This window comes from Stutzerimonas stutzeri (genome assembly GCF_002890895.1).
In the GTDB taxonomy this organism is placed as follows: Bacteria; Pseudomonadota; Gammaproteobacteria; order Pseudomonadales; family Pseudomonadaceae; genus Stutzerimonas; species Stutzerimonas stutzeri_AB.
The window spans coordinates 34781-58773 of the sequence record NZ_POUL01000012.1 but is presented as its reverse complement, the minus strand read 5'-3'; the positions used below and the strand labels follow the sequence as shown (position 1 = coordinate 58773).

Annotated in this window: 24 protein-coding genes; 8 read left to right on the top strand and 16 right to left on the bottom strand. The window is 61.6% G+C overall.

The genetic code is table 11. The features are described 5' to 3' along the window. Positions 1-41: 41 nt before the first annotated feature. Positions 42-1955 (top strand): arginine decarboxylase, encoded by a 1914-nt coding sequence (gene speA / locus CXK96_RS18390; RefSeq protein WP_102837882.1) that lies wholly within the window; start codon positions 42-44, stop codon positions 1953-1955. 359 nt (positions 1956-2314) lie between these two features. Here the strand turns inward: speA and CXK96_RS18385 are convergent, their stop codons facing one another. Further along, positions 2315-2656: a zinc ribbon domain-containing protein YjdM gene (locus tag CXK96_RS18385; RefSeq protein ID WP_102837881.1), complete on the bottom strand. Its 342-nt coding sequence runs from the start codon at positions 2654-2656 to the stop codon at positions 2315-2317. A 151-nt stretch (positions 2657-2807) separates the two neighbouring features. Next, a complete protein-coding gene (locus tag CXK96_RS18380; protein WP_045430271.1) occupies positions 2808-3290 on the bottom strand; it encodes an acyl-CoA thioesterase in 483 nt (160 codons plus the stop codon). A 354-nt stretch (positions 3291-3644) separates the two neighbouring features. Between CXK96_RS18380 and CXK96_RS18375 the strand changes: the two genes are divergently transcribed. Beyond that, positions 3645-4325 (top strand): c-type cytochrome, encoded by a 681-nt coding sequence (locus CXK96_RS18375; protein ID WP_102837880.1) that lies wholly within the window; start codon positions 3645-3647, stop codon positions 4323-4325. Between the two features lie 100 nt (positions 4326-4425). Here CXK96_RS18375 and cynS read toward each other — a convergent pair whose 3' ends face one another. From cynS to CXK96_RS18350, 5 genes are all read right to left on the bottom strand, one after another. Continuing rightward, entirely contained in the window at positions 4426-4875 is a 450-nt protein-coding gene (cynS, locus tag CXK96_RS18370) for a cyanase (protein ID WP_102837879.1), read from the bottom strand. A gap of 130 nt (positions 4876-5005) precedes the next feature. Further along, on the bottom strand, positions 5006-5767 hold the full coding sequence (locus CXK96_RS18365) for a phytanoyl-CoA dioxygenase family protein (RefSeq protein ID WP_102837878.1): 762 nt from the start codon (positions 5765-5767) through the stop codon (positions 5006-5008). Positions 5768-6091: 324 nt separating this feature from the next. Next, positions 6092-9748 carry an AAA family ATPase gene (locus CXK96_RS18360; protein ID WP_102837877.1) on the bottom strand — a complete coding sequence of 1219 codons (3657 nt, stop codon included), beginning with the start codon at positions 9746-9748 and terminating at the stop codon, positions 6092-6094. Beyond that, entirely contained in the window at positions 9745-10980 is a 1236-nt protein-coding gene (locus CXK96_RS18355) for an exonuclease SbcCD subunit D C-terminal domain-containing protein (protein WP_102837876.1), read from the bottom strand. The genes CXK96_RS18360 and CXK96_RS18355 overlap by 4 nt, the downstream gene beginning before the upstream one ends. A gap of 1240 nt (positions 10981-12220) precedes the next feature. Continuing rightward, positions 12221-13090, bottom strand: a complete 870-nt coding sequence (locus CXK96_RS18350; protein ID WP_102837875.1) for a helix-turn-helix transcriptional regulator — start codon at positions 13088-13090, stop codon at positions 12221-12223. Positions 13091-13404: 314 nt separating this feature from the next. Between CXK96_RS18350 and CXK96_RS18345 the strand changes: the two genes are divergently transcribed. Next, on the top strand, positions 13405-13620 hold the full coding sequence (locus CXK96_RS18345) for a hypothetical protein (protein ID WP_102837874.1): 216 nt from the start codon (positions 13405-13407) through the stop codon (positions 13618-13620). Between the two features lie 17 nt (positions 13621-13637). On the opposite strand, the gene CXK96_RS18340 is transcribed toward CXK96_RS18345, so the two are convergent. From CXK96_RS18340 to CXK96_RS18325, 4 genes are read right to left on the bottom strand one after another with little or no spacing between them, the layout of a single operon-like run. Continuing rightward, positions 13638-14963: a sensor histidine kinase gene (locus tag CXK96_RS18340; protein WP_102837873.1), complete on the bottom strand. Its 1326-nt coding sequence runs from the start codon at positions 14961-14963 to the stop codon at positions 13638-13640. Further along, positions 14960-15625 carry a response regulator transcription factor gene (locus CXK96_RS18335; protein WP_102837872.1) on the bottom strand — a complete coding sequence of 222 codons (666 nt, stop codon included), beginning with the start codon at positions 15623-15625 and terminating at the stop codon, positions 14960-14962. The genes CXK96_RS18340 and CXK96_RS18335 overlap by 4 nt, the downstream gene beginning before the upstream one ends. Further along, entirely contained in the window at positions 15625-15930 is a 306-nt protein-coding gene (locus tag CXK96_RS18330) for a PepSY domain-containing protein (RefSeq protein WP_102837871.1), read from the bottom strand. Before CXK96_RS18330 ends, CXK96_RS18335 begins: the two co-directional genes overlap by 1 nt. Continuing rightward, a complete protein-coding gene (locus CXK96_RS18325; RefSeq protein ID WP_102837870.1) occupies positions 15930-16238 on the bottom strand; it encodes a PepSY domain-containing protein in 309 nt (102 codons plus the stop codon). Before CXK96_RS18325 ends, CXK96_RS18330 begins: the two co-directional genes overlap by 1 nt. Before the next feature lie 161 nt (positions 16239-16399). Between CXK96_RS18325 and CXK96_RS18320 the strand changes: the two genes are divergently transcribed. Both CXK96_RS18320 and CXK96_RS18315 read left to right on the top strand, forming a co-directional pair. Beyond that, positions 16400-16759: a copper-binding protein gene (locus CXK96_RS18320; protein WP_102837869.1), complete on the top strand. Its 360-nt coding sequence runs from the start codon at positions 16400-16402 to the stop codon at positions 16757-16759. Positions 16760-16864: 105 nt separating this feature from the next. Further along, positions 16865-17131 carry a PepSY domain-containing protein gene (locus CXK96_RS18315; RefSeq protein ID WP_102837868.1) on the top strand — a complete coding sequence of 89 codons (267 nt, stop codon included), beginning with the start codon at positions 16865-16867 and terminating at the stop codon, positions 17129-17131. Positions 17132-17142: 11 nt separating this feature from the next. On the opposite strand, the gene CXK96_RS18310 is transcribed toward CXK96_RS18315, so the two are convergent. The 4 genes from CXK96_RS18310 to CXK96_RS18295 all read right to left on the bottom strand — a co-directional run bounded on the left by CXK96_RS18310 (position 17143) and on the right by CXK96_RS18295 (position 20733). Continuing rightward, complete coding sequence (locus tag CXK96_RS18310) at positions 17143-17508, bottom strand: GMC family oxidoreductase (RefSeq protein ID WP_219807544.1); 366 nt, start codon at positions 17506-17508, stop codon at positions 17143-17145. A gap of 58 nt (positions 17509-17566) precedes the next feature. After that, the gene (locus CXK96_RS18305) at positions 17567-17911 is read right to left on the bottom strand and encodes a hypothetical protein (RefSeq protein WP_102837867.1); all 345 of its coding nucleotides are present in this window, start codon (positions 17909-17911) and stop codon (positions 17567-17569) included. A 55-nt stretch (positions 17912-17966) separates the two neighbouring features. Continuing rightward, complete coding sequence (locus CXK96_RS18300; protein WP_102837866.1) at positions 17967-19778, bottom strand: thiamine pyrophosphate-requiring protein; 1812 nt, start codon at positions 19776-19778, stop codon at positions 17967-17969. A gap of 172 nt (positions 19779-19950) precedes the next feature. Continuing rightward, complete coding sequence (locus CXK96_RS18295) at positions 19951-20733, bottom strand: DUF899 domain-containing protein (RefSeq protein WP_102837865.1); 783 nt, start codon at positions 20731-20733, stop codon at positions 19951-19953. A 181-nt stretch (positions 20734-20914) separates the two neighbouring features. Here CXK96_RS18295 and CXK96_RS18290 point away from each other — a divergent pair, with 181 nt between their 5' ends. The 3 genes from CXK96_RS18290 to CXK96_RS18280 all read left to right on the top strand — a co-directional run bounded on the left by CXK96_RS18290 (position 20915) and on the right by CXK96_RS18280 (position 23324). Beyond that, positions 20915-21796 (top strand): pseudouridine synthase, encoded by an 882-nt coding sequence (locus CXK96_RS18290; protein ID WP_180981562.1) that lies wholly within the window; start codon positions 20915-20917, stop codon positions 21794-21796. A 266-nt stretch (positions 21797-22062) separates the two neighbouring features. After that, on the top strand, positions 22063-22839 hold the full coding sequence (locus CXK96_RS18285) for a DNA-formamidopyrimidine glycosylase family protein (RefSeq protein ID WP_102837864.1): 777 nt from the start codon (positions 22063-22065) through the stop codon (positions 22837-22839). 59 nt (positions 22840-22898) lie between these two features. Further along, positions 22899-23324: a DUF192 domain-containing protein gene (locus CXK96_RS18280; RefSeq protein WP_102837946.1), complete on the top strand. Its 426-nt coding sequence runs from the start codon at positions 22899-22901 to the stop codon at positions 23322-23324. Positions 23325-23479: 155 nt separating this feature from the next. Here CXK96_RS18280 and CXK96_RS18275 read toward each other — a convergent pair whose 3' ends face one another. After that, positions 23480-23947 (bottom strand): Lrp/AsnC family transcriptional regulator, encoded by a 468-nt coding sequence (locus CXK96_RS18275; protein ID WP_045430192.1) that lies wholly within the window; start codon positions 23945-23947, stop codon positions 23480-23482. Between the last annotated feature and the right edge of the window lie 46 nt (positions 23948-23993).

The window sequence follows — 23993 nt, the reverse complement described above, 5'->3', positions numbered from 1 at the left end:
GCTAAGCTCGACAGACTCATCCCTATTCTCAGGAGGCCTAGATGCCCGTACGACGCACACGTAAAGATGACGGCAGTCAGTGGACCGCAGCGGACAGCCGTAGCGTCTATGGCATTCGCCACTGGGGTGCAGGCTACTTTTCGATCAGTGATGACGGTCACGTCGAAGTGCGCCCACAAGGACCCAATGGCGCGGCCGTTGAATTCACCGGCCTGATCGAGCAGCTGCGCGATGCCGGGCTGACCTTGCCGCTGCTGGTGCGCTTCCCTGACATTTTGCAGGACCGGGTACGTCATTTGACCGGTGCCTTCGATGCCAATATCGAGCGCCTCGAATACCAGAGCAGATACACCGCGCTGTACCCGATCAAGGTCAACCAACAGGAAGCGGTGATCGAGAACATCATCGCTACACAGAATGTATCGATCGGCCTGGAAGCAGGCTCGAAGCCTGAGCTGATGGCGGTGCTGGCGCTGGCACCGAAGGGCGGCACCATCGTCTGCAACGGCTACAAGGATCGCGAATTCATCCGCTTGGCGCTGATGGGGCAGAAGCTCGGCCACAACGTGTTCATCGTCATCGAAAAGATGTCCGAAGTGGGCATGGTGATCGAGGAAGCGGCGGAGCTGAAGATCATCCCGCAGGTTGGCTTGCGCGTACGGTTGTCCTCACTGGCTTCGAGCAAGTGGGCCGACACCGGTGGTGAAAAGTCAAAGTTCGGTCTGTCCGCTGCGCAGTTGCTGACTGTCATCGAGCGCTTTCGCGCGGCTGGCGTCGATCAGGGCGTGCGCTTGCTGCACTTCCACATGGGCTCGCAGATTGCCAACCTGGCGGACTACCGTGATGGCTTCCGTGAAGCCATTCGTTATTACGCCGAGCTCCGCGCGCTCGGGTTGCCGGTCGACCATATCGATGTGGGCGGCGGCCTCGGCGTCGACTACGATGGCACCCATTCGCGCAATGCCAGTTCGATTAACTACGACATCGATGAGTACGCCGGCACAGTAGTCGGGATGCTCAAGGAGTTCTGCGATCGGCAGGAACTGCCGCACCCGCATATCTTCTCCGAAAGCGGCCGGGCCATGACTGCGCACCACGCAGTGCTGGTGATGCAGGTGACCGACTTCGAGCGCCACAACGATGAAGCGCCGACCATCGAGAACTACGACGAGCTGCCAGAAATCGTCCAGGCACTGGCCGATCTGCTCGGCCCGACCGATCCCGAGATGGTCACCGAGACCTATTGGCGCGCGACGCACTACATGAGCGAGGCTGCGGCACAATATGCCTCTGGCAAGTTGTCACTTGCGCAGAAAGCGTTGGCCGAACAAAGCTATTTCGCCATTTGCCGCCGGCTGTACAACCAGCTCAAGGCACGTCAGCGGTCCCACCGTGCGGTGCTCGACGAGTTGAATGACAAGCTGGCCGATAAGTACATCTGCAACTTCTCGGTGTTCCAGAGCCTGCCGGACACCTGGGCTATCGATCAGATCCTACCGATCGTTCCGTTGCAGCGCCTGAGTGAGGAACCGGTGCGCCGCGCCGTGTTGCAAGATCTGACCTGCGACTCCGACGGCAAGATCAAGCATTACGTGGATGAGCAGAGCATCGAAAACAGCATGCCGGTGCATGAAATCCAGGCGGGAGAGGAGTACTTCCTCGGGGTGTTCCTGGTAGGGGCCTACCAGGAAATTCTCGGCGACATGCACAACCTGTTTGGCGACACCGATTCGGTCAACGTCTATCAGCGTGAGGATGGCAGCTTCTACCACGCCGGTATCGAGACCCACGACACCATCGAAGACATGCTGCGCTACGTGCACCTCTCGCCCGAGGAGCTGATGACCTACTACCGTGACAAGGTGTCCAGCGCGCGGCTCAGCGCCAAGGAGCGCACCCAGTACATCGATGCGTTGCGGCTGGGGCTGACGCGTTCGTCGTATCTCACGCCTTGAAGATGCGTAGACGGATGCCGCCAGTCGTAGAACGCGCAACCCATCACCGCTGACAATGGGTTTACAGTCATCCTGCGTAGGCCGCGACCGGCTTGCTTGAGTCGCGTAGGGTGGGTCGATTTCAGCTCCACCGTAACCGGGCGCGGTGGAACGGTGAGGCCTGATCCACCGTACGATTTCTGACCAGGACCGTAGGGTAGATGTCGCCTTTTACATCCACCGTGGCTCTGCTCGGTGGATCGATGAGGCGCGATCCACCCTACAGGGCTGCATTCGCCGCGGGGCGCGCCTCCCACCAGAGCGCGCGGTGTGGTTTTTTGCTTATGTGGGAAGGCCGCCCCGGCGCGAAGCTTTTCGCTTCAAACCTTTCTGACAAACTCAGATTTCAGCTTCATCGCACCGATGCCGTCGATCTTGCAGTCGATGTCGTGGTCGCCGTCGACCAGACGGATGTTCTTCACCTTGGTGCCCACCTTGACCACCAGCGACGAGCCCTTGACCTTGAGGTCCTTGATCACGGTTATGGTGTCGCCGTCCTGCAGGGTGTTGCCGACCGAATCCTTGATCAGCTTTTCGTCTTCACCGAAGGACTCTGCAGCGTTGGCCGACCATTCGTGGGCGCACTCCGGGCAGACCAGCAGCTGGCCATCTTCATAGGTGTATTCGGAATTGCATTGGGGGCAGGCTGGCAAAGCGCTCACGGCGGATCCTCGTTGGCAGTGCGAAAAGCCGCGGATTGTATAGGGTTTTATCGGCTTGCGGGCTGCCTGCCAGGGCGTGGAGGCTTGCGTACTCAACAGAAGTGCCGTCCTCGCCACCCGAGTGCCGCCGGAGGATGGCAGCAAGCAAGGCTCAGTAATCGTCCTTGAGTGCGCGGTAACGCTCCTCCAGTTCCCGGCGGATCTGCCGGCGCTGCTGGGCTTGGGCGAAGCGACGCTTCTGGTCAGGCGTTTTCGGCTCCAGTGACGGCACAGTGGCAGGGCGACCATCTTCACCTACCGCCACCATTGTGAAGAAGCAGCTATTGGTGTGCCGCACGGTTTTCTGCCGGATGTCTTCGGTGATCACCTTGATGCCGATCTCCATCGAAGTGTTGCCGACATAGTTGACCGAGGCGAGAAAGGTCACAAGCTCGCCAACATGCACGGGTTGGCGGAAATTCACCTGATCGACCGACAGCGTTACAACGTACTGACCTGCATAGCGGCTGGCACAGGCGTAGGCCACTTCGTCCAGGTATTTCAGCAGCGTGCCGCCATGTACGTTGCCGGAAAAGTTGGCCTTGTCCGGGGTCATCAGTACGGTCATGGTCAGTTCGGCATGTCCATCAAGCATGGTGCGCGGCTCGTGCTGGCAAAAAGGGCTGCTACTTTAGTCGAATGCGAGACGGCTGTGGCCCAGAAATCCGCGTCGTCCGCTGTTTTTTTTCGGGTGGTCAATGTGGCAATAGCGCGCAGGTCGTAGTGGTGTGTCGCCGGCTGTTCATCGTCGACTGCAAGGTCGCTAGGGCCGAGCTCGCTGCACTGCGCTCCGTGCAGCGGATGAATATTGCGAACCGGTGCTCGGGTCTGGCGAGGTGCAGCGTGTGTGTGAGGCTTTATTGACCTGCGCCAGTATCGCGCCTGTTTTTCTCCCTATAGTCCAGTGGCTGCCATACACGCCTCACCACCCATCAGTGCCGGACTAGCCATGCGTTTATTCAGCCTCCTTCTGCTCAGCTGCCTCGTTCCGTTTGCCCACGCCAGCGAAGAGGCGATGGAGCGCTTCAACTATCTGATGGACGATGCGGCACGACGTCAGCAGGCGTATGAGGCCGGTCAGGAACGTGCTCTTTTTTGTGGCTATTGCCATGGCGAAACCGGCAACAGCAAGCGCCCGCACATCCCCAATCTGGCCTCGCAAAATCCTGTCTATCTGTTCCATTCGTTCGAGAAGTTTGCCAAAGGCGAGCGCGTCGATTTCGTGATGACGAAACTGGCGAAAAGCTTGACCTTGGAGGACCGGGTCAACATAGCCGTCTATTTCAGTCAGCAGAAGGTCGAGCCTGCCACCGTTGCGCCGGATGCGGCGCTGGTCCAGCGTGGCGAGGCAATGTTTCAGCGCACCTGCACCGCCTGCCACGGCAGCCATGCACAAGGCAAGGAGACCATGCCACGCCTGGCCGGGCAGTCTGATGAGTACATTCGCAAGGCGCTGGGCCGTTTCCGCAGCAATGATCCGAGCCGAGCCGGTTCAGTCATGATCGGCATCGCTGGCCAGCTGTCCGAGGCGGACATAGAGGCGCTGGCCGCTTATCTGACGCAGCTGCAACTGAGCGAGCAGCAGGAGCAGCAGGCCAGCGCGCAGCTGCTCGGAGTGGTTGCACACTAGGGCTGTACGCAACGCCTCCGTTGACAGCTCGCGGTGCCGGACTTGCCGCTCTCCGAGTCGAGAGTCTGGCGCGCCGCTTGCGAGATTTCCTACGCGCCGGTCAGTAGCTCTTGTAGGGCAGGAATTTGCCAGACAGGACGACATTGACGCGGTCTCCCTTCGGATCGGGTTGGCGCTGGATGTCCATAGAGAAGTCGATGGCGCTCATGATGCCGTCGCCGAACTCTTCATGGATCAGCTCTTTGATGGTGCTGCCATACACGTTGACCAGCTCATACCAGCGGTAGATCAGCGGGTCGGTGGGCACCGAGGTCGGCAGTGACCCTTTATAGGGCACGATCTGTAGCCAAGCGATGGCTTCATCCGACAGCTCGAACAACTTGCCCAGGGTTTCCGCCTGGGCCTTGTCGAAGGCCATCTGGCCAAGGCAACCAGCCGTGGTCCACTCCTTGGACATGCCGATGGACTCGGCTATCTGGGCCCATTTCAGCTTCTTGCGCACCTTGGCGGAAACGATCATCTGGGTCACTTGGCTACGGCAGGAAATCATTGCGCGATCCTCATCGACTTGATTGGGCGAGCCGCATGTTGCGGCTGAGCGCCCAGTTCGATGCAGAGGCTGTGCCAGTCGGAGACGGAGCTGGCTGCGGTCGACCCTGGGGCAAGCGCCGCGAACCGGCTCAATCGTACTCCGACGGCTCATGCTCACCGAGCAGGCGACGCTGCCTCGGTGTGGCCGCGGCGAGCACTTCCGGGTTGAATCGCCACTGCAGATAGGGCGAGAACTTCTGCGCCACCATCCGCCTCCCGTAATGCATCTGCAGCAGATAGCGGCTGCGGTCAGTCGTGCGATTGCGGCTGCCGGCGTGCCATAGCTCGCTGCGAAACAGCAGCACGTCACCGGCTTCGCAGAGTACCGGCTGTGCTTCGCGACCTTTCCAGTGCGTTTCCCCCGGGCGAGGCTTGCGACCGGCCCGGTGGCTGCCGGGTATCACCAGGGTAGGGCAAAGGTCGGCATCGATCCGGTCGAGATAGAGGTGTGCCGTGCAGACTTGCATCGGCAGGTCGAAGTCAGGGGCTTGCACCACGTGCTCGGGTAGCTCCATGGCGAGGTAATCGGCATGCAATTCACCGCCGACAAACCCTGGATGGCTGCGCCAGCCTGTCTGCCCGATGACATGGCAATCCTCGCCGAGACAGGCTTCCGCCAGTTCGATCACCCCGGGAAGATCCAGCAAGGGCAGCCAGAACGGGTCGCGGTTGAACACGCATTTGTAATGGTCATCGACCAGCCCCTGATAGTCCCAGTGGATTGGCTCGAGGCGATCAATGGCCGCGCGTACCGCTTCGACCTGTTGCGGCGTTACGATGCCACGCAGCAACACGAAACCTTGCTCGTGCATGGCCTGCAACTGCTCGATGGTGCGGCTGGTGCCTGGCATGGTGTCCGGATTCCGTGACGTTCAGAACTGTCGACAGCTTGTTGAAAGCTTGGGTTCGTAAGCTGCCTGCGTCTGTGACGACCTGTCGTCACAGCAGGCGCACGGCCACAAGCGGTGAGCCCGTTTCATCCCTTCTCGTGCGAACCTCGGCGCGCAGCCACAAGCGGCGTCTGCCGGGTTCGCTTTCAGCCTGCTCACGGCGGCGGCGATGCTGCTCCAGTGTCGACATGTGCTTCGGCCAGCGCGTGCTAAGGGCGTTCACAAGCGCTGCTGGCTAAGGGCAAGCAAGGCGCATTGCACCTTTTCCACCCGATTTGCCTAGTCCTAGACGCCCGCTCCGCCGACGATCTTCAATCCGCTCTGGCCGTTGCCCTGCCGTTGCACCTGGATCTGCACCGGGATGCGCTCATGCATTTCGGCCACATGGGAAATCACAGCCACCTTCCGGCCCTGAGCCTGCAACGAATCCAGCGCGTCCATGGCGATCTGCAGCGACTCCGGATCGAGGCTGCCGAAGCCTTCGTCGATGAACAGCGATTCGATCTTCAACTTGCTCGACGCCATCGAGGCCAGGCCCAGCGCCAGGGCCAGAGAGACGAGAAAGGTCTCGCCGCCCGACAGTGAATGTACCGAGCGCAGTTCATCACCCATCTCCGTGTCCATCACCAGCAACCCCAGCGGACTGCCGCCGCGCTTGAGCCGATAACGGCGGGCCAGCTGGCGCAGCTGCACATTGGCGTGCTGCACGAGTAAGTCGAGGTTGTAGGCCTGGGCGATTTTGCGGAACGCACCACCGTCGCTGGAGCCGATCAGCGCGGCGATGCGGCCCCAGCGCTGGCTCTCGGCGGTGGCGTCGGCGATTTGCTGGAGCAAGGCCTGGCTCTGGTTGCGCCGCCGATCATCGTCGAGCAGCGCGGCGCGGGTTTCGGTGCTGCGTTGCTCGGCACTCTCGCAGCTGGCTTGCTGAGCGCTGAACAGTACTTCCAGGGCGTCGGCGTCCGGTGGGCTCGGCTGCCCAGCTTGATGCGTCTTCAACCGCTGCTCGCACCCGTCAAGTCGCTCGCGGCCACGGGCAAGCTGTTCGGTGTTGGCGCGCAGGCGCTCCCGAGCTTCGGTGAGCAGGGTGTCGTCCAGCTGCAGTAATTGCTCCAGGGTCGCATCGTCCAGGTCAGGGTGCGCAGCACGCCAGGCAGCAAGCTCCTCACTCAAAACGCTGCGTTCGGCCCGCAATTCGTCGCGGCGCTGGCTGCAGTTGTGCTGCTCCCCAGCTAGGCGGGTCAGTTCAACTCGCGCCTCGTTCAACTGCTGGTCGACCTCGGCTTGTTGCTGGCGAGCAGTCTGGATTGCGCTGTCGAGGTGCTGTTGCCAGGCCTGGGCGCTGGGTTGCTCGCCAAGACTGTCGTTGAGCGCGAGCCGACAGGTTTGCTCGCGGTTTTGCAGTTCCATGAGCCGGTCGGTGCAGGCCCTGTGCTGCTCCAGTCGATGCTGTTGTTGCAGCTGCTCGCGCTCCAGTGCGGTCTGGCGCTGCTGCTGATCCTCGGCCAATTCCGATTGCTGATCGACTTGCTGGCGCCGGGCTTCAACCTTGCCGTCCAGCTGCACAAAGGTCTCGGCCGGTTTTTCCCGCCAGCGTTCGAGCATGGCTGTCGGCAAAACCTCAGCAAACTCGGCCAGCTCTTCCTCGAGCCGTGCGTCATCGCGGACGATGGCGTCGCGCTGTGCGGCGAGAATCTGTGTGGCCTGCACACAGGTGTCACGTGCACTCTGCCAGGCACTCTGCAGAGTCTCGGTTTGCTGTTGCAACTCCAGCAGCTCGCGCTGCCGGTTATTTGCCTCTGCGATGTCGGACCTAAGCGAAGCTATGCGGCTGTCGAGCCAGGCTTGCTGTTCTCCTTCCGCCTGGTGTTGCAGTTCTACGTAGACGGACAGTTCCGCCAGTTGAGCGTTGAGCTTGGCCAGGTCGCCGGTGAGTTCCGCTTGCCGTTGTCCGTTCTGCTTGATGCCGGTGGTGAGCGCAATGTGCTGGTCACGCAGGGCTTGCAGCTTTTCGTCCTGGGCCTTGAGTTGCAGTTGCGCTTGCTCGACTTCACGCTCGTCCTGTTGATCGAGCGCGGCAATCAGCGCCTCGCCGTCGTGCCAGGGGTGCTCGGTGCTGCCGCAAACGCTGCATGGCTCGCCCGTTATCAGCGCGGCACGTAGGGCCTCGACGTTTGCGCTACGGGCCAGACGCTGCCGATCCAGTAACGCCTGCACCACCTTCAATGCTTTTTCTGCATCGTCACGCTCGACACGGGCGAGCTTGCCCGCGTCGGTGAGCCTGTTCAGCTCGTCTTGCTGACGGCTCTGTTCGCTCTGTAGCGTGCGTTGCTGGCCGGTTAACTGCTGCTGGCGGGACCAGAGGCCGTGCAGGCTCTCGAACCCACGCTCTGCTTCCCGAAGCGCTCCAAGGTTCGCCGTCAGTTGCGCCAGTTGCTCGCCAAGGCTGGTTTCACCACCGATCTGCTTCTGCAGCGCGTCCAGAGCAGCTTTTGCCTTGGTCTGCGCCGCTTCGGCGGTTTTGGCAGATGCTTCCAGTGCGGGCAGTTCTCGTCGGCCTTGCTGTAGTCGAGCGGCGATCTGTACGGCCTGTTGCAGGCGCGGCCGGTAGCCGCTCCAGGCCGCGCAAAGCGGTTGCAGTTCGGCACTGGTGGCAAGTTGGTCGGTCAGGGTGGCGAGTTGCTGGGCGGCTTGTTCCTGATGTTGGCGTAGCTGGGCGAGCGTGAGTTCACCCGTTCTGCTGGCTGTTTCGACCTGTTCGGCCTGTTTCTGGGCGTCGCGCAGATCGGTGCGAAGATGGCTGAGACGCTCCTCTTCACGGCGCGCTGCAGTCAGTCGCGGTTCGGCTGCTTTCAACCCATGCTCGGCGGCTTTCAGCGCCTCGGTAGAAGCCCGGCAGGCCTGTTCCAGCGTTTCGAGGCGTTGTTGTACGGCGGCGTGCTCCCGGGCGTGACGAGCAAGGGTTGCCTCGACCTTGGCTATCAATGGAGCCAGTTCGCGCTCACGGATGAATCGATGGCGTTGCGGCGCCAGCTGCTCGAACAGCCCGAGGATGCGCCGCGCGTCTGCCAGATTTTCCTGTTCCACCTCAGCCTCGCTGAGTTGCCGCTGGGCAGCGTCACGCTCTTGTTGCAGTCGGGCCAGATCCTGCAGCCACTGGCGCTGCTGTTTGAGCGCTTCGAGACCTTGCTGCAGGTCTCGAAGCTCGGCTTGTTGCTCCTGAGCCTGTACTTCGAGCGCCTGACGCGCCTCGGCGTCCATTGGCTGTACGCCGCCGGCCTGTTGCTGCAAGGCGGCGAGCGCTTCGCGGGCGCGTTTGGCTGCTTCGAACGCGGCTTGGCCCAGGCGGCTGTAAAGGCCGGTGTCGGTGAGCTTTTCCAGCAGCGTGCCGCGGTCGTTGTCATCGGCCTTGAGGAAGGCGGAAAACTCGCTCTGCGCCAGCAGCACGGCACGGGTGAATTGCGCCAGGGTGAGCCCGAGTTTGGCTTCGAGCAGCTCTTTGAACTCCCGTTTCTTGCCGCTGGCCAGCAACTGGTCGCGGTCCAGGTCGAGCAGGCTCTGGCTGCTTGCCTGCAACTTGCCGTCGATCTTTTCCCGTGCGCGCTTGACCTCCCAGCGGGCACGGTAGCGGTGGCCGTCGACGCCAATGAAATCCACTTCGGCATAGCCATTGGCGCAACCGCGGCGCAGCAGGTTGCGTTCATCGCCGCTGCCTATTTCGTCCTTGCCGTCCGGCACCTTGCTCAACAGGGAAGCGCCGTCGAGCCGCGGCGTACTGCCAAACAGCGCCAGACACAAGGCATCGAGAATCGTGCTCTTGCCTGCGCCGGTGGGCCCGGTGATGGCGAACAGACCGGCGCTGGCAAGCGGCTCGGCGGTGAAATCGATGACCTGCTCACCGGCCAGCGAGGCGAGGTTCTTCAGGCGGATGGCGAGGATTTTCATCGCGTGTCTCCTTCACCGGCAAACTCGACGCCTTGGAGCAGGCTGGCGAAATCCTCCTGCGCCTGATCGTCGGGCGGATTGCCGAACTGTTCCTCCCAGGCGCGGGCGAAGAGCTCGTGCGGGGTGATCTGGTCAAGGCCGAGCAGCACTTCGGATTCAGTCTCGCCCCGTGTTCCTCGGTATTCGCTGGCGATGCGGACCAGCCGGCAGGCCTTGCCCGTGATGGCGGTTTCGATGCGCTGGCGCAGGTCCGGCAACGGCTCGTCGAGCTGCACCCGTACTTCCAGCCAGGGCAGGTTCTCAGCGAACAGGCCCAGCGGCGGCAACGCTTCAAGCTGGCTGATCACTTCGGCCAGCGGGGCGCGGCCAATACGGATCATCTCCACGGCGCGGGGAACGGGCAGCGGCTCGACGCTGGCGAGCTGATCGCCGTCGAACTCCACCAGCAGGACCTGATGTGGGTAATTGATCTCACCGAAGGATAGCGGCAGCGGTGAGCCGCTGTAACGAATGCGCTCCTGGCCGGCGACCTTTTGCGGTTTGTGCAGGTGGCCAAGGGCAACGTAGGCGATGGGGTCCGTGAATAGGCTTGCCGGCAGCGCTTCGGCATTGCCGATGACAATGTTGCGTTCAGAGTCTTCCGAGACTGCTCCGCCAGCCATGTGCGAGTGGCTCATTGCGATCAACACCTGGCCAGGCTGGCGCTGCGCCTCGGCGGCGGCGATCAGGTGTTGGTGAACGTGTCGGATGCCGAGCATGTAGTCACCCCCTGCATCGCCCCCGGTGACTTCGGCCGGGCGCAGGAAGGGCAGGGCGAGGCACCAGCCGGCCACCTGGCCCTTGGCGTTGTGCAGCGGCACCAGCAGACGATTGTGGTCGAGCTGGTTTTCGGCGATCCAGCTGATACGGCCGATGGCGTGGGCATTGAGACGTCGCATCAGCGGTCCGGGCAGCTCGATACGCCCGCCCGAGTCGTGATTGCCGGCGATCATCACGATGTCCAGCTGCGGCAGCTTTTCATGGGCACGCACGATGAAGTCGTAGAGCCGCTCCTGGGCTTTGAGCGGCGGGTTTACCGTGTCGAAGATGTCGCCGGCGATGAGCAGCGCATCAGGCTGGTGCTGGACGAGCTGGTCGAGCAGCCAGGCGAGGAACTGGGTGTGTTCGTAGTCGCGGTCCTGGCCATGAAGGGTCTGGCCGAGGTGCCAGTCAGAGGTGTGGATCAGGCGCATGCGCACGGCCTTCTTACGGTGGATTGGCGGTTAAGCTCGGTTGGATTCAGCCCTCCAGACGCAAAGGTCTTGCAATGCTTCTGGGTGGGTTTTTGTAGGAGCGAGCTTGCTCGCGAAGGTCTTTGGCCTGGGATACTCGGGTCTGTTGTCGAGGTTTGCTGAAGCATGGGTTTCGCCCTGCTGGGCGAGTCACTTTTTCTTGTGTGGCCAAGAAAAAGTAACCAAAAAGAAAGCCACCCCTGCATCCGGGTTCTGCTTTGCAAAACTCCCCTCGCTCCGGCGCCGCTCCGGGGGGCGTCGCGAAGGGACATCCATGTCCCATCACTCCTCGCTCGGCATCCATGCCTCGCGTCCCCCTGCGCAGCACCTGCGTTCGGCCTTCTGAAGGGGAATCGGGTCCGAGCCGCCTGAAAGAGCGTAAACAGCGAAACAAAAGAGCTTTGCTTGTTTGCTGACGAGGAAGTTGCAAGACGCCGCCCGGCGCCTCTCTCAAATCGTACGGTGGGTAACGCGAAGCTTACCCACCGTTTTTCGTCGGCAAAGTTCGATACCAAACGCTGCGTCGATTGCGGTGGAAAATGCTTCGCAGTTTTCCACCCTACGGAGTTTTCAAAGCCGTTGGTTACGCAGCCCTGAGTTGATACACCTTTCTGCTTTTCCATCGCACGACCTACCAGACGCCGCCGAACGCCCCTTTCAGGAGGCCGACTGGAATCGCTGCGCAGAGGGGCGAGCGGCATGGATGCCGCGAGAGCCGTGAAGGGTCGGGGCCGCCGTCGGCAGGGATGGCCCTTGCGCGGTGACCCTCGGAGTAGCGATGGAATGAGGGAAGTCGAGCGAAGCGAACCGGGGACGCCTAGTCCGGTGCAGGGGCAAGCGTTTTTGGTTACTTTTGAGGGGCCGGCCATCCGGGCGTTTGGAAAAAGTGACTCGCCCAGCAGGGCGAAACCAATGCTTCGGCCAGCCGGGCCAATCGAGTGTGAGCACGGAGCGAAAGCCAGCGAGGCGCCGTGCAAGGCGCAACCTGCCGGTCGGGCTGAGAAGGGCGCTACGTCGTACGCGCAGTTCTGCGCCTGCTGCTGATCGCGACCAAGCTCGCTCCTACAAGTGGTCAAACCGTGCAAGGAGCAACCTGCAGGTCGGTCTGAGAAAAGCGCTGCGTTGTACGCGCAGTTCTGCGTCTGCGCCTGATCGCGAGCAAGCTCGCTCCTACGAAAAGCGGTATGAGTCGCCAACCCCATCAATACAACCACGCCTTCAACCCCTGCAGATTCCTCACCTGAATCTGCTGCGCCGCCGCATTGGCCAACACCGTATTCGGATCGATCTGATACCGCTGCAACACGTACTGCACCAGCGCCCCACGCGTGGCGATGCGCAGCTCACCGTCCTGCATCCCGTAGTCGGTTTCGATGATTGCCTTCTGCTCAGCGCTCAGTCGCACATCCGGCTCGATGACCACATCCACCTGCGTGTTCCAGGCCTCATCCTGCTCGGCGCTGTTCTCGCTTGGATCCATCAGATCCGGCTCGCCGCGAAAACGGCTGAGGACGAAATCGCGGAAGCCCCGGTTCTTCTCGCAATAGGCGCGCACATGCCAACGGGTGCCAGTGAATACCAGCGTGTGCGGCGCCATCACCCTGATCTCGACGTCCGGATGGGCGAGGGAAACGTACTCGATTTCCAGCCGCAGCCCTTCACGACAGGCCTTGAGAATCGGGCGCAGCACCTCGGGTCGGATGCTGCGGTCGGGCATGTGCAGCACTTCAGTGTGGGCGTAGGCCAGGGCGAGGCCTTCAATGTGCGGGGCGCGGTCGCGGTTCTGGTCGAGCAGGTGCAGATAGGCACTGGCACTGCCGTCAATGAACAGCGGCTCGAACTGCGGGCTCGGCTTGTAACCCTTCAGATGACGGTCATATGTAAGGTTTTTCGGCGCATGCTCGTTCAGGTAGGTGTTGATGTCCTTGGAGGCCTGCTGCCGGCTGATGCCAAAGCTCTGCATCAGATGGCCGGTTGTCAGGCGGCCTTCCCACCAGGCAATCGTCTCGATCAGCCGGTAACGCAGTGCCAGATCCCAGCGAACCTGACTGATCGATTGCTTGCGTTTCATGCGCGCCCCATCTGTTGAAAAAGTTTACGTGCGACTATCGGGTGACTCGACGTGTCGTGCGACGCTACATATATTCAGGGCGTACTTCAAGCGAGCAGATAGAGGAACGCCCATGAGCCTGTTACTGAATGCGCTGATTTTTTCGCTCACTGCCTTTGCAGGGATGGGCGTTCTAGCTTGGCTGGCCTACGGTGCCAACGAACGGAAGTGAAGGTGTTTACAATTTTGTAGTCGGTGAACGGTCATCCGATGAGTGGTTGGAATCCCGAGTGTAAAGCAGGGTCTTTGTTTCAGACCCAGCGCACGAGGCCCCCATGAAAACCCTGTCCCGTCACCTCGCCGAAAACTTTCCGGCTGATTACAAGACCCGCGTAGAACCGCAAGAAGACGGTTACCTGGTGGTCCGTGTCGGGTATCCGCTCAACGGCACCGAGGCCACTCGGGTGATGGCAGGCCGGCATGTCCAGAACGGTCTGCTGGTCGAGACCATCCTGGAAGACATGCGCAACGAACTGGCGCGCGTCCAGTAACCCACCTCGCGTCACCGCTACGATCTTTGGCTGTATACCCCAAGCCGGATGCGTACGCACAGCCCTCCAAGCTCGCTCTGCTCAAGTGACAGTTCACCCCGCCAGGCGGCCAGAATATCGCGCACGATGCCAAGTCCGAGACCGTGCCCTTCGGCATGTTCATCGAGGCGAGTTCCGCGTTCCAGCACGGCTTCTCGACGCGCTTCAGGGATGCCCGGCCCGTCGTCATCGACCGTAATGAGATAGCCGTCATCCAGCTGCTCGATCTGCAGCCGCACCTCGGATCGGGCGAACTTGCAGGCGTTGTCCAGCAGGTTGCCGAGCAGTTCGAGCATGTCCTCGCGGTCCCACGGTAGCCGGCAGTTTTCGTGGATATGCCAGCGCAGCTCGAGGTCTCGGCGATGGATCATCCTCAGTGTTTCGAACAGCGGCGCAAGCTCTTTGGCGCAATCGAAGTAACTGCCAGGCAGGACCTCACCGGCCAGGCGGGCGCGCCCCAGTTCCCGGCTGACCCGCTGCTGAATCTGTTCTAGCTGTTGCTCAAGGTTGCGCTGCAGGTCCGGATGCGCTGCCAGCTCCTCGTGTCTGACCAGGCTGCCCAGCACCGCCAGTGGCGTTTTCAGCGCGTGACCGAGATTGCCCAGCGCATGACGTGAGCGTTTCAGGGTGTCGTCGGTGTGTGCCAGCAGATGATTGATCTGTTCCACGAGCGGTTGCAGTTCGACCGGCGCCTGGACGTCCAATTGCTGACGTTGCCCCTGCTGAAGCTGCGCAATCTGCTGGCGCGCGCGTTCCAGCGGGCGCATGGCGAGCTTGACCGCATAGCGTTGCAGCAACAGCAACACCAGCAGCGCCAGGCTGACCAGTCCCAAACCACTGAGCCTGACCTGGGCGAAGCTTTTGAGGGTGGGCGTGTAATCCTGGGCCACGTTGATGGTGATGGTTTGTCCGTCGCGCCGATAGGTCGCTCGATAAGCCAACAGCCGCTGATCCTGCGGTCCGTCCAGCAGTTCCTCGGCCATGCCGTTGCCAGCCGGCCAGGTTGGTTCGGCGTCCCACAGTGAGCGGGATCGCCAGCTGCGGGCCGGCAAGTCGATGCGGAAATAGTGTCCGGAAAATGCTCGCTGATAGCGAGGGTTCAGCCGGCTCGAATCGAGCACAAACCCCTCCGGCCCCTGAACCACGGCCATCAACAGGCCTTCGGTTTCTTCCCTTAGATCGGTGGCCAGGTTGCGCCGCAGGCCGGATTCGAACAACCAGAGGCTGCTCTGGACCAGCAACAGGCCGACCAGCAGCAGCACCGAGATCAGTCCGACACTGAGGCTGCGCTGAATCGACGTCAAGCCGCGCCGCCGAAGCGGTAACCCTGTCCGCGGCGGGTTTCGATCAGCTCGCGACCGAGTTTGCCGCGCAGCCGATTGACGTGCACCTCGATCACATTGGAGTCGCGCTCGGTTTCACCGTCGTAAAGATGCTCGGCCAGCTGGGTTTTCGACACCAGCTGACCGGGGTGCAACATGAAATACCGCAGCAGGCGAAATTCGCCGGCGGTCAGTTCGATGTCATGGCCGTCCTTGTGGCAGCGCTGGCGGGCTTCGTCCAGCGCGACCCCGCCTGCTTGCAGCAGGGGCTGGTTGGCCACGCCATGGGCGCGCCGCAACAGCGCCTGAATTCGCAGCAGCAGTTCTTCGGGATGGAAAGGTTTGGTCAGGTAATCGTCGGCCCCGGCTTTGAGTCCTTCGATGCGCTCGGCCCATGAGTCACGGGCCGTCAGAATCAGCACCGGCGTCCCCAGGCCACGCCCTCGCCAGGCGCGTAGCACTTCCAGCCCCGGCTTACCGGGCAGGCCAAGGTCCAGAACGATCAGGTCATAGGGTTCGCTGCTGCCCTGATAATCGGCATCGCGACCATCGGCCAGCCAGTCAGTGGCGTAGCCCTGGCGTGTGAGGGTTGCGATCAATTCGTCGGCCAGCGGCACATTGTCTTCGACCAATAACAGACGCATCAGTCTTCTTCATCCTTGAGCAGCCGCCCGTCACGCGCGTCCAGTTCCAGCTCGCGGGCAACGCCGTCTGCAGTCAGTAATTCGATTTCGTAAACAAAGATGCCATCCTCTTCTTCCAGTTCGGCTTCCAGCAAGCGAGCGCCGGGATGACGCTCCATTGCCTGACGCAACAAACTTTCCAACGGCAGGATCAAACCCTCGTGACGCAGCCGCAGGGCTTCATCCTGATCGAGGTCGCGGCTCGCCGCCGGGGTGGCAGCGAGCAGCAGGGCCAGCGGAAGGGTGAAAAGAATGGCGGGTCGCATTAGTCGTCCTGATGGTCCTTGAGGACTTCGCCGGTCTTGGCGTCGAGCTCTACATCCCATTCCACACCTTTGTCGTCACGCAATTCAACCTGATAGATGTGGCGACCGTACTCTTCTTCCAGTTCGGTATCATCGATGGTGGCGCCAGGGTGCTTGGAAAGGGCGGCTTCGTTTAGTTTCTCAAAGGATTGAATGGTGCCCGCATCGCGCAGTTTCAATGCTTCGTCCGGCCCCAGGTCGCGGGCCATGGCCAGGTTGGCACCAAGGGCGAGGGTGGCTGCAGTGATCAGAGTAGTGAGTGTTTTCATGGTTTCGTTTTCCTGTGTGGGTTTCGACGATTCACAGGTTACGAGGCGCGGCTTACGCGAAACTGAACGGGGCGTTGCAAGCCAGGAACGCGGGGCGGCAGTAATCGTCGCCCTGGCATTGTCCAACATCGCGTACGTCCACCTATTGCGGGAGGTCTGCCATGAACACATTCCATTGCGTCACGCTCAGTTTGATATTGCTTGCCCCGCCTGCGCTGGCCCAGGATCTGCTCAAGCCTGCGGGGCCCACGGGTTCGCCGGAGATCAACGGCGGCCCCGCCACCGAGATGGTTTCCGAGCCGGTGATCCACGCAACGGGCACCATCGAAGCCCTGGATCGTGAGCGGGGTGTGGTGTCCATCGTTCACGGTCCGATTCCCGCATTGAAGTGGCCTGCCGCGACCATGGATTTCCAGGCTCGGCGCGAGCAGCTGGAGGGTCTCTCAACCGGTGACCAGGTCCGCATCAGCTTCCAGAGTGAGGGGGACGAAGCGGCTCTGGTGTCCATCGAGAAACCGTGAAAGGTGCATTCCAGACCAAATGGGGTGAACCCTTGATGAATGATTTCGCTCGTATGTAACAGGGCTGTCATATGCCCAACGCTCATTCATCAGAGAGGATCGACCATGTATCACAAGAAACTGACCGCCGCGCTCGCCATTGCCGTACTGGGTTCCGCGAGCGGCGTTGCGCTGGCGGATGAGCCAGGCGCTGACTGGATTACCTTCGAGCAGGCCATGGAAAAGGCCAAGGCTGCCGGTTATACCGAGCTGCATAGCCTCGAGGTCGACGACAAGAGTTGGGAAGGCAAAGGCCTGAAAGCCGACGGCAAGAAGTACGAATTCCAGATGGAAGGCACGACCGGCAAGATCACCGTCGACGAAGAAGATTGACGCTCGGCTCGCTACAGTTCACCGCGGACCGCCAGTTCCCTGATGCGGTCTGCGGCGCGGCAGTCGATGGCCTGGATGGTCAACGACGGGTTGACACCACCGGAGGTGGGAAATACCGAACCGTCACAGACCCACAGGTTACGGATATCCCAGCTGCGGCAGTCGCCGTCCACCACGCACGTGGACGGATCGAAACCCATGCGTGCGGTGCCCATGAAATGTGCAGCGCCGTCCGCTTCGCTCCAGATATTGCGCGCGCTCATGCCGTCGAGGGCACGACGCGTGAAGACTACGGCATGCTCGACCAGACGCTGACCGTTGCCGCCCATCGACCAGCTGACGCGGGCAATCGGCAGCCCGGTACTGATCTTTTTCATACGCTAGGGTGACCTTGTTTCGCGCCTGCGGCAGTATCGTCGCCGACGATCTTCAGCCCTACCGAAAGTCGTCCGGCGTGTAGGCATATTCCCCTGCTGCGACATCACCCAGCGGCAGCCGACCTCTAGCGACTGAGCTGCGTGCGCAGGCGCCCATAGTCGTAGCGGGTAAAACCGCGCGGCCATAGACGGCGACGTACTCACGACGCATGCCCAGCAGTTGCGCCAGCGGCAGCTCCAGCAGCCTCGCCTTGAGGTCCCAGAGCGCTGATATGGCGCAGGCTGCCAGGCCCGAACGGCCCAAGTTGCGCACGCCTGCCCAGGGTCGCTCGTTGAGCTGGCCCATGGCGAGCACATCCGCACCGTCGAGCAGGTCGCTAAAGTGAGCGGCGATCAGCCGCACCAGCGATGCGTCGGCATAGGTGTAGCCCAGCCCGGTCTGGCCGCCGGCCTCGCAGTCATTCCCGGTCTTTGCCCTTGCCCGACTTATGCCCCGGCAGCAGCTTGCTCAGCACCTGCTTGGCCGATTGCTTGATGATGCCGGCCTGGTCGGGATCGCCATGCAGCAGGGCGGAGGCATACTGCTTTGCCTGTTCCAGCTTGATGTGCGGTGGCAGCGGCGGTACGTCCGGGTCGGTCTTGAATTCGATCACCACTGGCCGATCCGCTGCGAACGCCCGGTCCCAAGCTGCCGCAACCTGATCCCCACGGTCGACGTAGATACCGATCAGCCCAATGGATTCGGCAAAGCGGTGGTAGGGCACATTGGGTATGTCCTGCGACGCCTCGAATTTCGGGTCGCCCTCCATCACGCGCTGTTCCCAGGTGACCTGATTGAGGTCCCCGTTGTTGAACACGCAGCAGATCCACTGCGGGTTCTGCCATTCCTTCCAGTACTTGGCGACCGTGATCAGCTCGGCCATGTTGTTCATCTGCATGGCGCCATCGCCGACCATCGCCGCTACCGGGCGATCCGGGTGAGAGAATTTCGCGGCAATGGCATAGGGCACCGCCGCACCCATCGAAGCCAGCCCGCCGGACAGCGAGCCCATCATGCCGCGGCGCATCTTCACATCGCGGGCATACCAGTTGGCACAGGAGCCCGAGTCGCTGGTGACAATCGAGTAATCCGGCAGCCGTGGCGACAGCTCGAAGGCGACGCGCTGCGGGTTGATCGGATTGGCTTCGACCAAGGCGCGCTTCTCCAGCACGCGCTCCCAGTCCATGCGCCACTCCTCGACGCGCTTGCGCCATTTGCGCTCGGTCTTCTCCTGCAGCATGGGCAGCAGCGCGCGCAGGGTTTCAGCCGAGTCTCCCTGAAGATTCACCTCCATGGGATATCGGATGCTGAGCATGTCGGCCTTGAGGTCGATCTGCACGCCGCGGGCCTGACCTTCTTCAGGCAGGAATTCGGAATAGGGGAAGCCCGAACCGATCATCAGTAGCGTGTCGCATTCTGTCATCAACTTGTAGCTCGGTTCCGTGCCCAGCAATCCGGTAGAGCCGGTGACCCACGGCAGATCGTCCGGTACGGCGGCCTTTCCGAGCAGCGCCTTGGCAACCCCAGCCCCGAGTTTTTCGGCCACGGCAATGACCTCATCGGTGGCATTCAAGGCACCGGCGCCCACCAGAATGGCCACCTTTTCGCCTGAGTTGAGCACCTCGGCGGCACGCTGCAGATCAGCTTCGTAGGGCACCATCTTCGGCCGGGTGTAGCCGATACCGGAGTGCACAGCCCCGTGGGCGCGCGGCGGCTCGCTGTACTCGGCGTCTTGCAGGTCGCTGGGCAGGATGACGGTGGCGACCTTGCGCTCGCCGACGGCGGTACGAATCGCCCGGTCGATCAGGTGCCTAACCTGAGCCGGTGCGCTGGCCTGCTCGACAAACGCGCCGGACACGTCCTTGAACAACGCCGGTAGGTCGATTTCCTGCTGGTAGTGGCTGCCCAATGCGGTTCGCGATTTCTGGCCGGTGATTGCCAGCACCGGCATGTGATCCAGTCGCGCGTCGTAGAGGCCGGTGATCAGATGCGCCGCGCCCGGGCCGGAGGTGGCGATGCAGACGCCGAGGCCGCCATTGAACTTGGCGTCGGCCGAGGCCATGAACGCGGCCATTTCCTCATGCCGGGCTTGAATGAAACGGATCTTTTCGTTGGCACGATTCAGCGCGCCGAACACACCGTTGATGCCGTCGCCGGGGTAGCCATAAATGCGCCGCACACCCCATTGGTAGAGGCGTTCGATTACGTAGTCACCGACTGTCATTGCCATGGAAACCTCGCTTGGTCTGGGCGTGAGCGTTCAGACACAAGGGGCTGGAACTTCGCGCTGCTGTAGCGCGCAACGAAGCGGCGTCGCAACCCGAATGCCTGGCTGTCCTAGTTCTCGACCGGAGGGGGCTGCGAGGGTTTCCCTTAAGTTCGCTTGATAGACGAGCGAGCCTTCACTCGGGGTGGCAGCACTGCGTCGGTGAGGCCGGCTCGGCTGCAACGGCGCGCCCGGTTGCATCGACGCTGTCACCACTGCCGTAGCGATCATGGTGGCGCACCCAGTCGGTCAGGTTGTGCCGAGGCCCGTTCTCGTTGCGCCCCTTGGGTGTCATGTCGAGCAGCACGTAGCTACCGAGCAGCTCCTCGGCGCCACGGCCGTAGGCAGAAAAGGTGTGAAAGACGCTGCCATCCTCATCCCGGTAGAACACGCTGAACCCCGACAGCTCCTCACAGACGTACGGCTGCCACGCGTAATTGTGAAAGACCTGGTTGTCGACGATGTCCTGCGGTTCGAAGGACACGTGAAAGTCGCGGTTGAAATCGCTTCCAGCCGAGGACAGCCAGCGGAAATGCCAGCCCATTCTTTGGCGGTAGGCCTCGAGCATATTGAGCGGCGCCCGTGAAACAGCAGCAAAGCTGACATCGTGATGGGTGAGGTGCTGCAGCGCACCCTCTACGTGATCCATCTCGAATGAGCAGCCGACACAGCCTTCGGTCCAGTCCGGGCCAAACATGAAATGCTTGATGATCAACTGGCTGCGACCTTCGAACAGGTCCGCCAGCCGGACCGGTCCTCGTGCCTCATGGAACAGATAATCCTTGTCCACCTTTGTCCAGGGCAGCTCACGACGGGCGGCGGCAAGCGCGTCGCGCTGACGGGTTACCTGCTTTTCGTGAACGAGGTGCGCCGCGTGTGCCGCGAGCCACTCCTGACGGGAAACGATTCGATGAGTCATCTTCGGTCTCCTTGCGATGGGACACTCATTTACGAGCTGTCACTGATGGTCGAATCGCGACTGCTCGCTTCGACAACCTAAGTCGATGCCGACCAGGATTACGACGAAAGGGGCTCTGTCGCGGCTCGGCTGCGCTGTTGAAGTATCATTGCGCCTCTCCGCTCAGACGGTCGCCATGCCCATGCCCGCCCCAGACGCTCGCAGCACACTGCATCTCCCCCAAGGCAACTGGGCGACGGTGCTCGACTGCCTGTGCGCGCATTTTCCGGCAATTGATCGCGAAACCTGGGCCGATCGCTTCGCGCGAGGCCGCGTACTCGGCGCTGACGGGCAGCCGCTGGAGGCGACGCATCCTTATCAGGTCGGCTTGAAGGTCTACTATTTTCGCGAGGTGCCGGACGAGAAGCCGATTCCCTTCGAAGAGCAGATCCTGCACCTCGACGAGCACCTGCTGGTGGCGGACAAGCCGCATTTCCTGCCGGTCATGCCGGCCGGGGAGTACGTCAACGAAACTCTGCTGGCGCGCCTGAGCAAGCGCGTGGGCAATTCAAATCTGGTGCCGATCCACCGCATCGACCGACTGACGGCGGGGCTGGTGCTGTTCTCCACCAATCCCGAAAGTCGCGGCCGCTACCAGGCGCTGTTCCGTGAACGCAAAATCGAAAAACGCTACGAAGCGATCTGTCCGGCGCTGCCCGACCTCGAATTCCCACGGTGCGAACGACTGCACATGGTCGACGGTGAACCCTTCTTCCTGATGAAGCGCGGCCACGGCGAGCCCAACAGCGAGACCCGCATCGAGGTGCTCGAAAAGCACGGCGAGCTTTGGCGTTATGCGCTGTATCCCGTCACCGGACGCAAGCATCAGCTGCGCCTGCAGATGGCCTCGCTGGGCGCGGGCATCTGCAACGACCCCTTCTACCCCGAGCTGCTGGAACGCGGTCGCCGCGATCAGGATGACTACACCAACCCGCTCAAACTGCTGGCGCGTGGCCTGGAATTTCGAGATCCCCTGACCGGTGAACCGCGTTGTTTCGAGAGCCGCTTGCAGCTGGATTGGTAAACCGTTCCGCTAGCCTACGATAGGCGGCATGGGCCTGTTTGTGGGCGCGAGCTTGCTCGCGAATCTGTGGGACACCATCGCAGAAGCTTCGCCAGCGATCAGGCTCCGAAAGGATTGGACTCTATCTCGCACAGCTGGAGGTGTCTTGCCGCCGCCTGAGCGCAGCAGGTCTCGACGGTCCCTGCACCATCCTCGAACGGGTGGCTGGCACCATCTCAGCCGCCCCTAGTCGATATCGTTAACGCCCCAGCCGAAGCGATATCGCCATGCCTGAAGGTCCATCGATCGTCATCTTGCGAGAAGAAGTCTCTGCATTTACAGGCAAACCCATCGAGCGAGCCGAGGGCAGCGCCAAAATCGACAAGGCGCGGCTGGTGGGGCAGACGGTGCGGTCGTTTCGCAGCTGGGGCAAGCACTTCCTGATCGAGCTGGATGGCGTCTCGCTGCGCATTCATCTGCTGTTGTTCGGCAGTTATCGGATCAATGAGCGCAAGGAGTCGGCGCCTCGTCTGAGCCTGGGTTTCCCGAACGGTGAATTGAATTTCTACGGCTGCTCGGTGCAATTCATCGAAGGCTCGCTGGACGAAGCGTACGACTGGGGTGCGGACGTTATGAGCGACGCCTGGGACAACCGCACAACGCTGAAGAAACTGCGCAAACGGCCGCAGATGCTGGCCTGCGATGCGCTGCTGGATCAAACGCTGTTTTCCGGCTCTGGCAACATCATCAAGAACGAGGTGCTGTTTCGTACCCGCATCCATCCGTTGTCGCTGATCGGCGCTCTGCCAGCGCCCAAGCTCAGGGAGCTGACGCGTGAGGTTCGCACCTACAGCTTTGAATTCCTGCAGTGGAAGCGCGAGGGCGCGCTTAAAGCGCACTGGCTCGCGCACACCAAAACCACCTGCCCGCGCTGCAAGATTCCCTTCATTCGGGCCAAATCGCTTGGCCGCAGCAAACGGCGAAGCTTCTTTTGCGAGCGTTGCCAGAAACGCTACGGCGACAGCGATCAGGTTGCGGTCGAAGCGCCGGCTGACAAGGAATGAAGACCCGGCGTTGTATGCTTCTCACCACGCTGCGCTTAACCATCAGAGGCCGATCATCGATGCGTATTGTGTTACTGCCATTTCTCGTTGCCATGGTCGGTCCAGCCATCGTCCATGCCAGCGAGCCATTGCTAGAAGTGCAGGTTGGTGACGCCAGGGTCGAGGCCGAGTACGCCCGCTCTCCCGCCGAGCGTGAACGCGGCTTGATGGAGCGCACCGAGATGTCTGCCGATCACGGCATGCTGTTTCGCTTCGATGACTTTCGTCGTCACTGCCTGTGGATGAAGAACACACCGCTACCGCTGTCAGCGGCGTTCATGGACGAGCAGGGACGCATCGTCGATGTGATCGATCTGGAGCCGTTGAGTAAGGCGATTCGCTGTTCAAGCGAGCCAGCGCGCTATGCGCTGGAGGTGAATCAGGGATGGTTCGAACGCAACGGGATCGAGGTTGGCGAGCAGTTGCGCGGGATACCGGGCGAGTAGCCGTTCGCGCTGTGATACGGCGTGACGCCTCTGTTGCGGTTGAATGCTGGTGGAAAAGGCTGTGGCCGTTTTCCACCCTACGTTAGGCCGGCGCTGCGGCTGTAGGGTGGAAAACGGCTCTGCCTTATCCACCGATTGTTCCGCCGTGACTGCCATCAATCCAGCGGCAATTCCGTGGTCCGCTTCACCTCACTCATGGCGATATGCGAGTGCGCTTCCTGCACATGCGGGCGCTGCAGGAGTTGGTCGCGCAGGAAGCGCTCGTAGCTGTCGATGTCCTTGGCCACCACCTTGAGCAGGTAATCCGATTCGCCGGCCATGGTGTGGCATTCCAGCACTTCGGGATAACCCACCACGGCGCGCTCGAATTCGTCGAGGTTGCTGCGTCCGTGAGCGGACAGCTTGATATTGACGAACACCGTCATGTTCAGCCCGAGCTTCTTGGGGTTGAGGAGGGCGACCTTGCGCTCGATCAGCCCTTCTTCCTGCATGCGGTGGATGCGTCGCCAGCAGGGTGATTGCGACAGCTCGACCTTTTCCGCGACCTCGGCGGCGGAGAGGTCAGCGTTGTGTTGCAGCAGCAGCAAAATCTTGCGGTCGATGCTGCTCAGAGGCGTCTGCATGGTTGTTCTCATTTTGTTGTTGTTAGTGAATGGATCATGCACGCGA

Bases quoted from the DNA above. Each gene is read 5' to 3' on its own strand.
- speA (WP_102837882.1), top strand. From the start codon at position 42: ATGCCCGTACGACGCACACGTAAAGATGACGGCAGTCAGTGGACCGCA.
- CXK96_RS18380 (WP_045430271.1), bottom strand. From the start codon at position 3,290: ATGCTTGATGGACATGCCGAACTGACCATGACCGTACTGATGACCCCG.
- CXK96_RS18375 (WP_102837880.1), top strand. From the start codon at position 3,645: ATGCGTTTATTCAGCCTCCTTCTGCTCAGCTGCCTCGTTCCGTTTGCC.
- cynS (WP_102837879.1), bottom strand. From the start codon at position 4,875: ATGATTTCCTGCCGTAGCCAAGTGACCCAGATGATCGTTTCCGCCAAG.
- CXK96_RS18365 (WP_102837878.1), bottom strand. From the start codon at position 5,767: ATGCCAGGCACCAGCCGCACCATCGAGCAGTTGCAGGCCATGCACGAG.
- CXK96_RS18360 (WP_102837877.1), bottom strand. From the start codon at position 9,748: ATGAAAATCCTCGCCATCCGCCTGAAGAACCTCGCCTCGCTGGCCGGT.
- CXK96_RS18355 (WP_102837876.1), bottom strand. From the start codon at position 10,980: ATGCGCCTGATCCACACCTCTGACTGGCACCTCGGCCAGACCCTTCAT.
- CXK96_RS18350 (WP_102837875.1), bottom strand. From the start codon at position 13,090: ATGAAACGCAAGCAATCGATCAGTCAGGTTCGCTGGGATCTGGCACTG.
- CXK96_RS18345 (WP_102837874.1), top strand. From the start codon at position 13,405: ATGAAAACCCTGTCCCGTCACCTCGCCGAAAACTTTCCGGCTGATTAC.
- CXK96_RS18335 (WP_102837872.1), bottom strand. From the start codon at position 15,625: ATGCGTCTGTTATTGGTCGAAGACAATGTGCCGCTGGCCGACGAATTG.
- CXK96_RS18330 (WP_102837871.1), bottom strand. From the start codon at position 15,930: ATGCGACCCGCCATTCTTTTCACCCTTCCGCTGGCCCTGCTGCTCGCT.
- CXK96_RS18325 (WP_102837870.1), bottom strand. From the start codon at position 16,238: ATGAAAACACTCACTACTCTGATCACTGCAGCCACCCTCGCCCTTGGT.
- CXK96_RS18320 (WP_102837869.1), top strand. From the start codon at position 16,400: ATGAACACATTCCATTGCGTCACGCTCAGTTTGATATTGCTTGCCCCG.
- CXK96_RS18315 (WP_102837868.1), top strand. From the start codon at position 16,865: ATGTATCACAAGAAACTGACCGCCGCGCTCGCCATTGCCGTACTGGGT.
- CXK96_RS18310 (WP_219807544.1), bottom strand. From the start codon at position 17,508: ATGAAAAAGATCAGTACCGGGCTGCCGATTGCCCGCGTCAGCTGGTCG.
- CXK96_RS18300 (WP_102837866.1), bottom strand. From the start codon at position 19,778: ATGGCAATGACAGTCGGTGACTACGTAATCGAACGCCTCTACCAATGG.
- CXK96_RS18295 (WP_102837865.1), bottom strand. From the start codon at position 20,733: ATGACTCATCGAATCGTTTCCCGTCAGGAGTGGCTCGCGGCACACGCG.
- CXK96_RS18290 (WP_180981562.1), top strand. From the start codon at position 20,915: ATGCCCGCCCCAGACGCTCGCAGCACACTGCATCTCCCCCAAGGCAAC.
- CXK96_RS18285 (WP_102837864.1), top strand. From the start codon at position 22,063: ATGCCTGAAGGTCCATCGATCGTCATCTTGCGAGAAGAAGTCTCTGCA.
- CXK96_RS18280 (WP_102837946.1), top strand. From the start codon at position 22,899: ATGCGTATTGTGTTACTGCCATTTCTCGTTGCCATGGTCGGTCCAGCC.
- CXK96_RS18275 (WP_045430192.1), bottom strand. From the start codon at position 23,947: ATGCAGACGCCTCTGAGCAGCATCGACCGCAAGATTTTGCTGCTGCTG.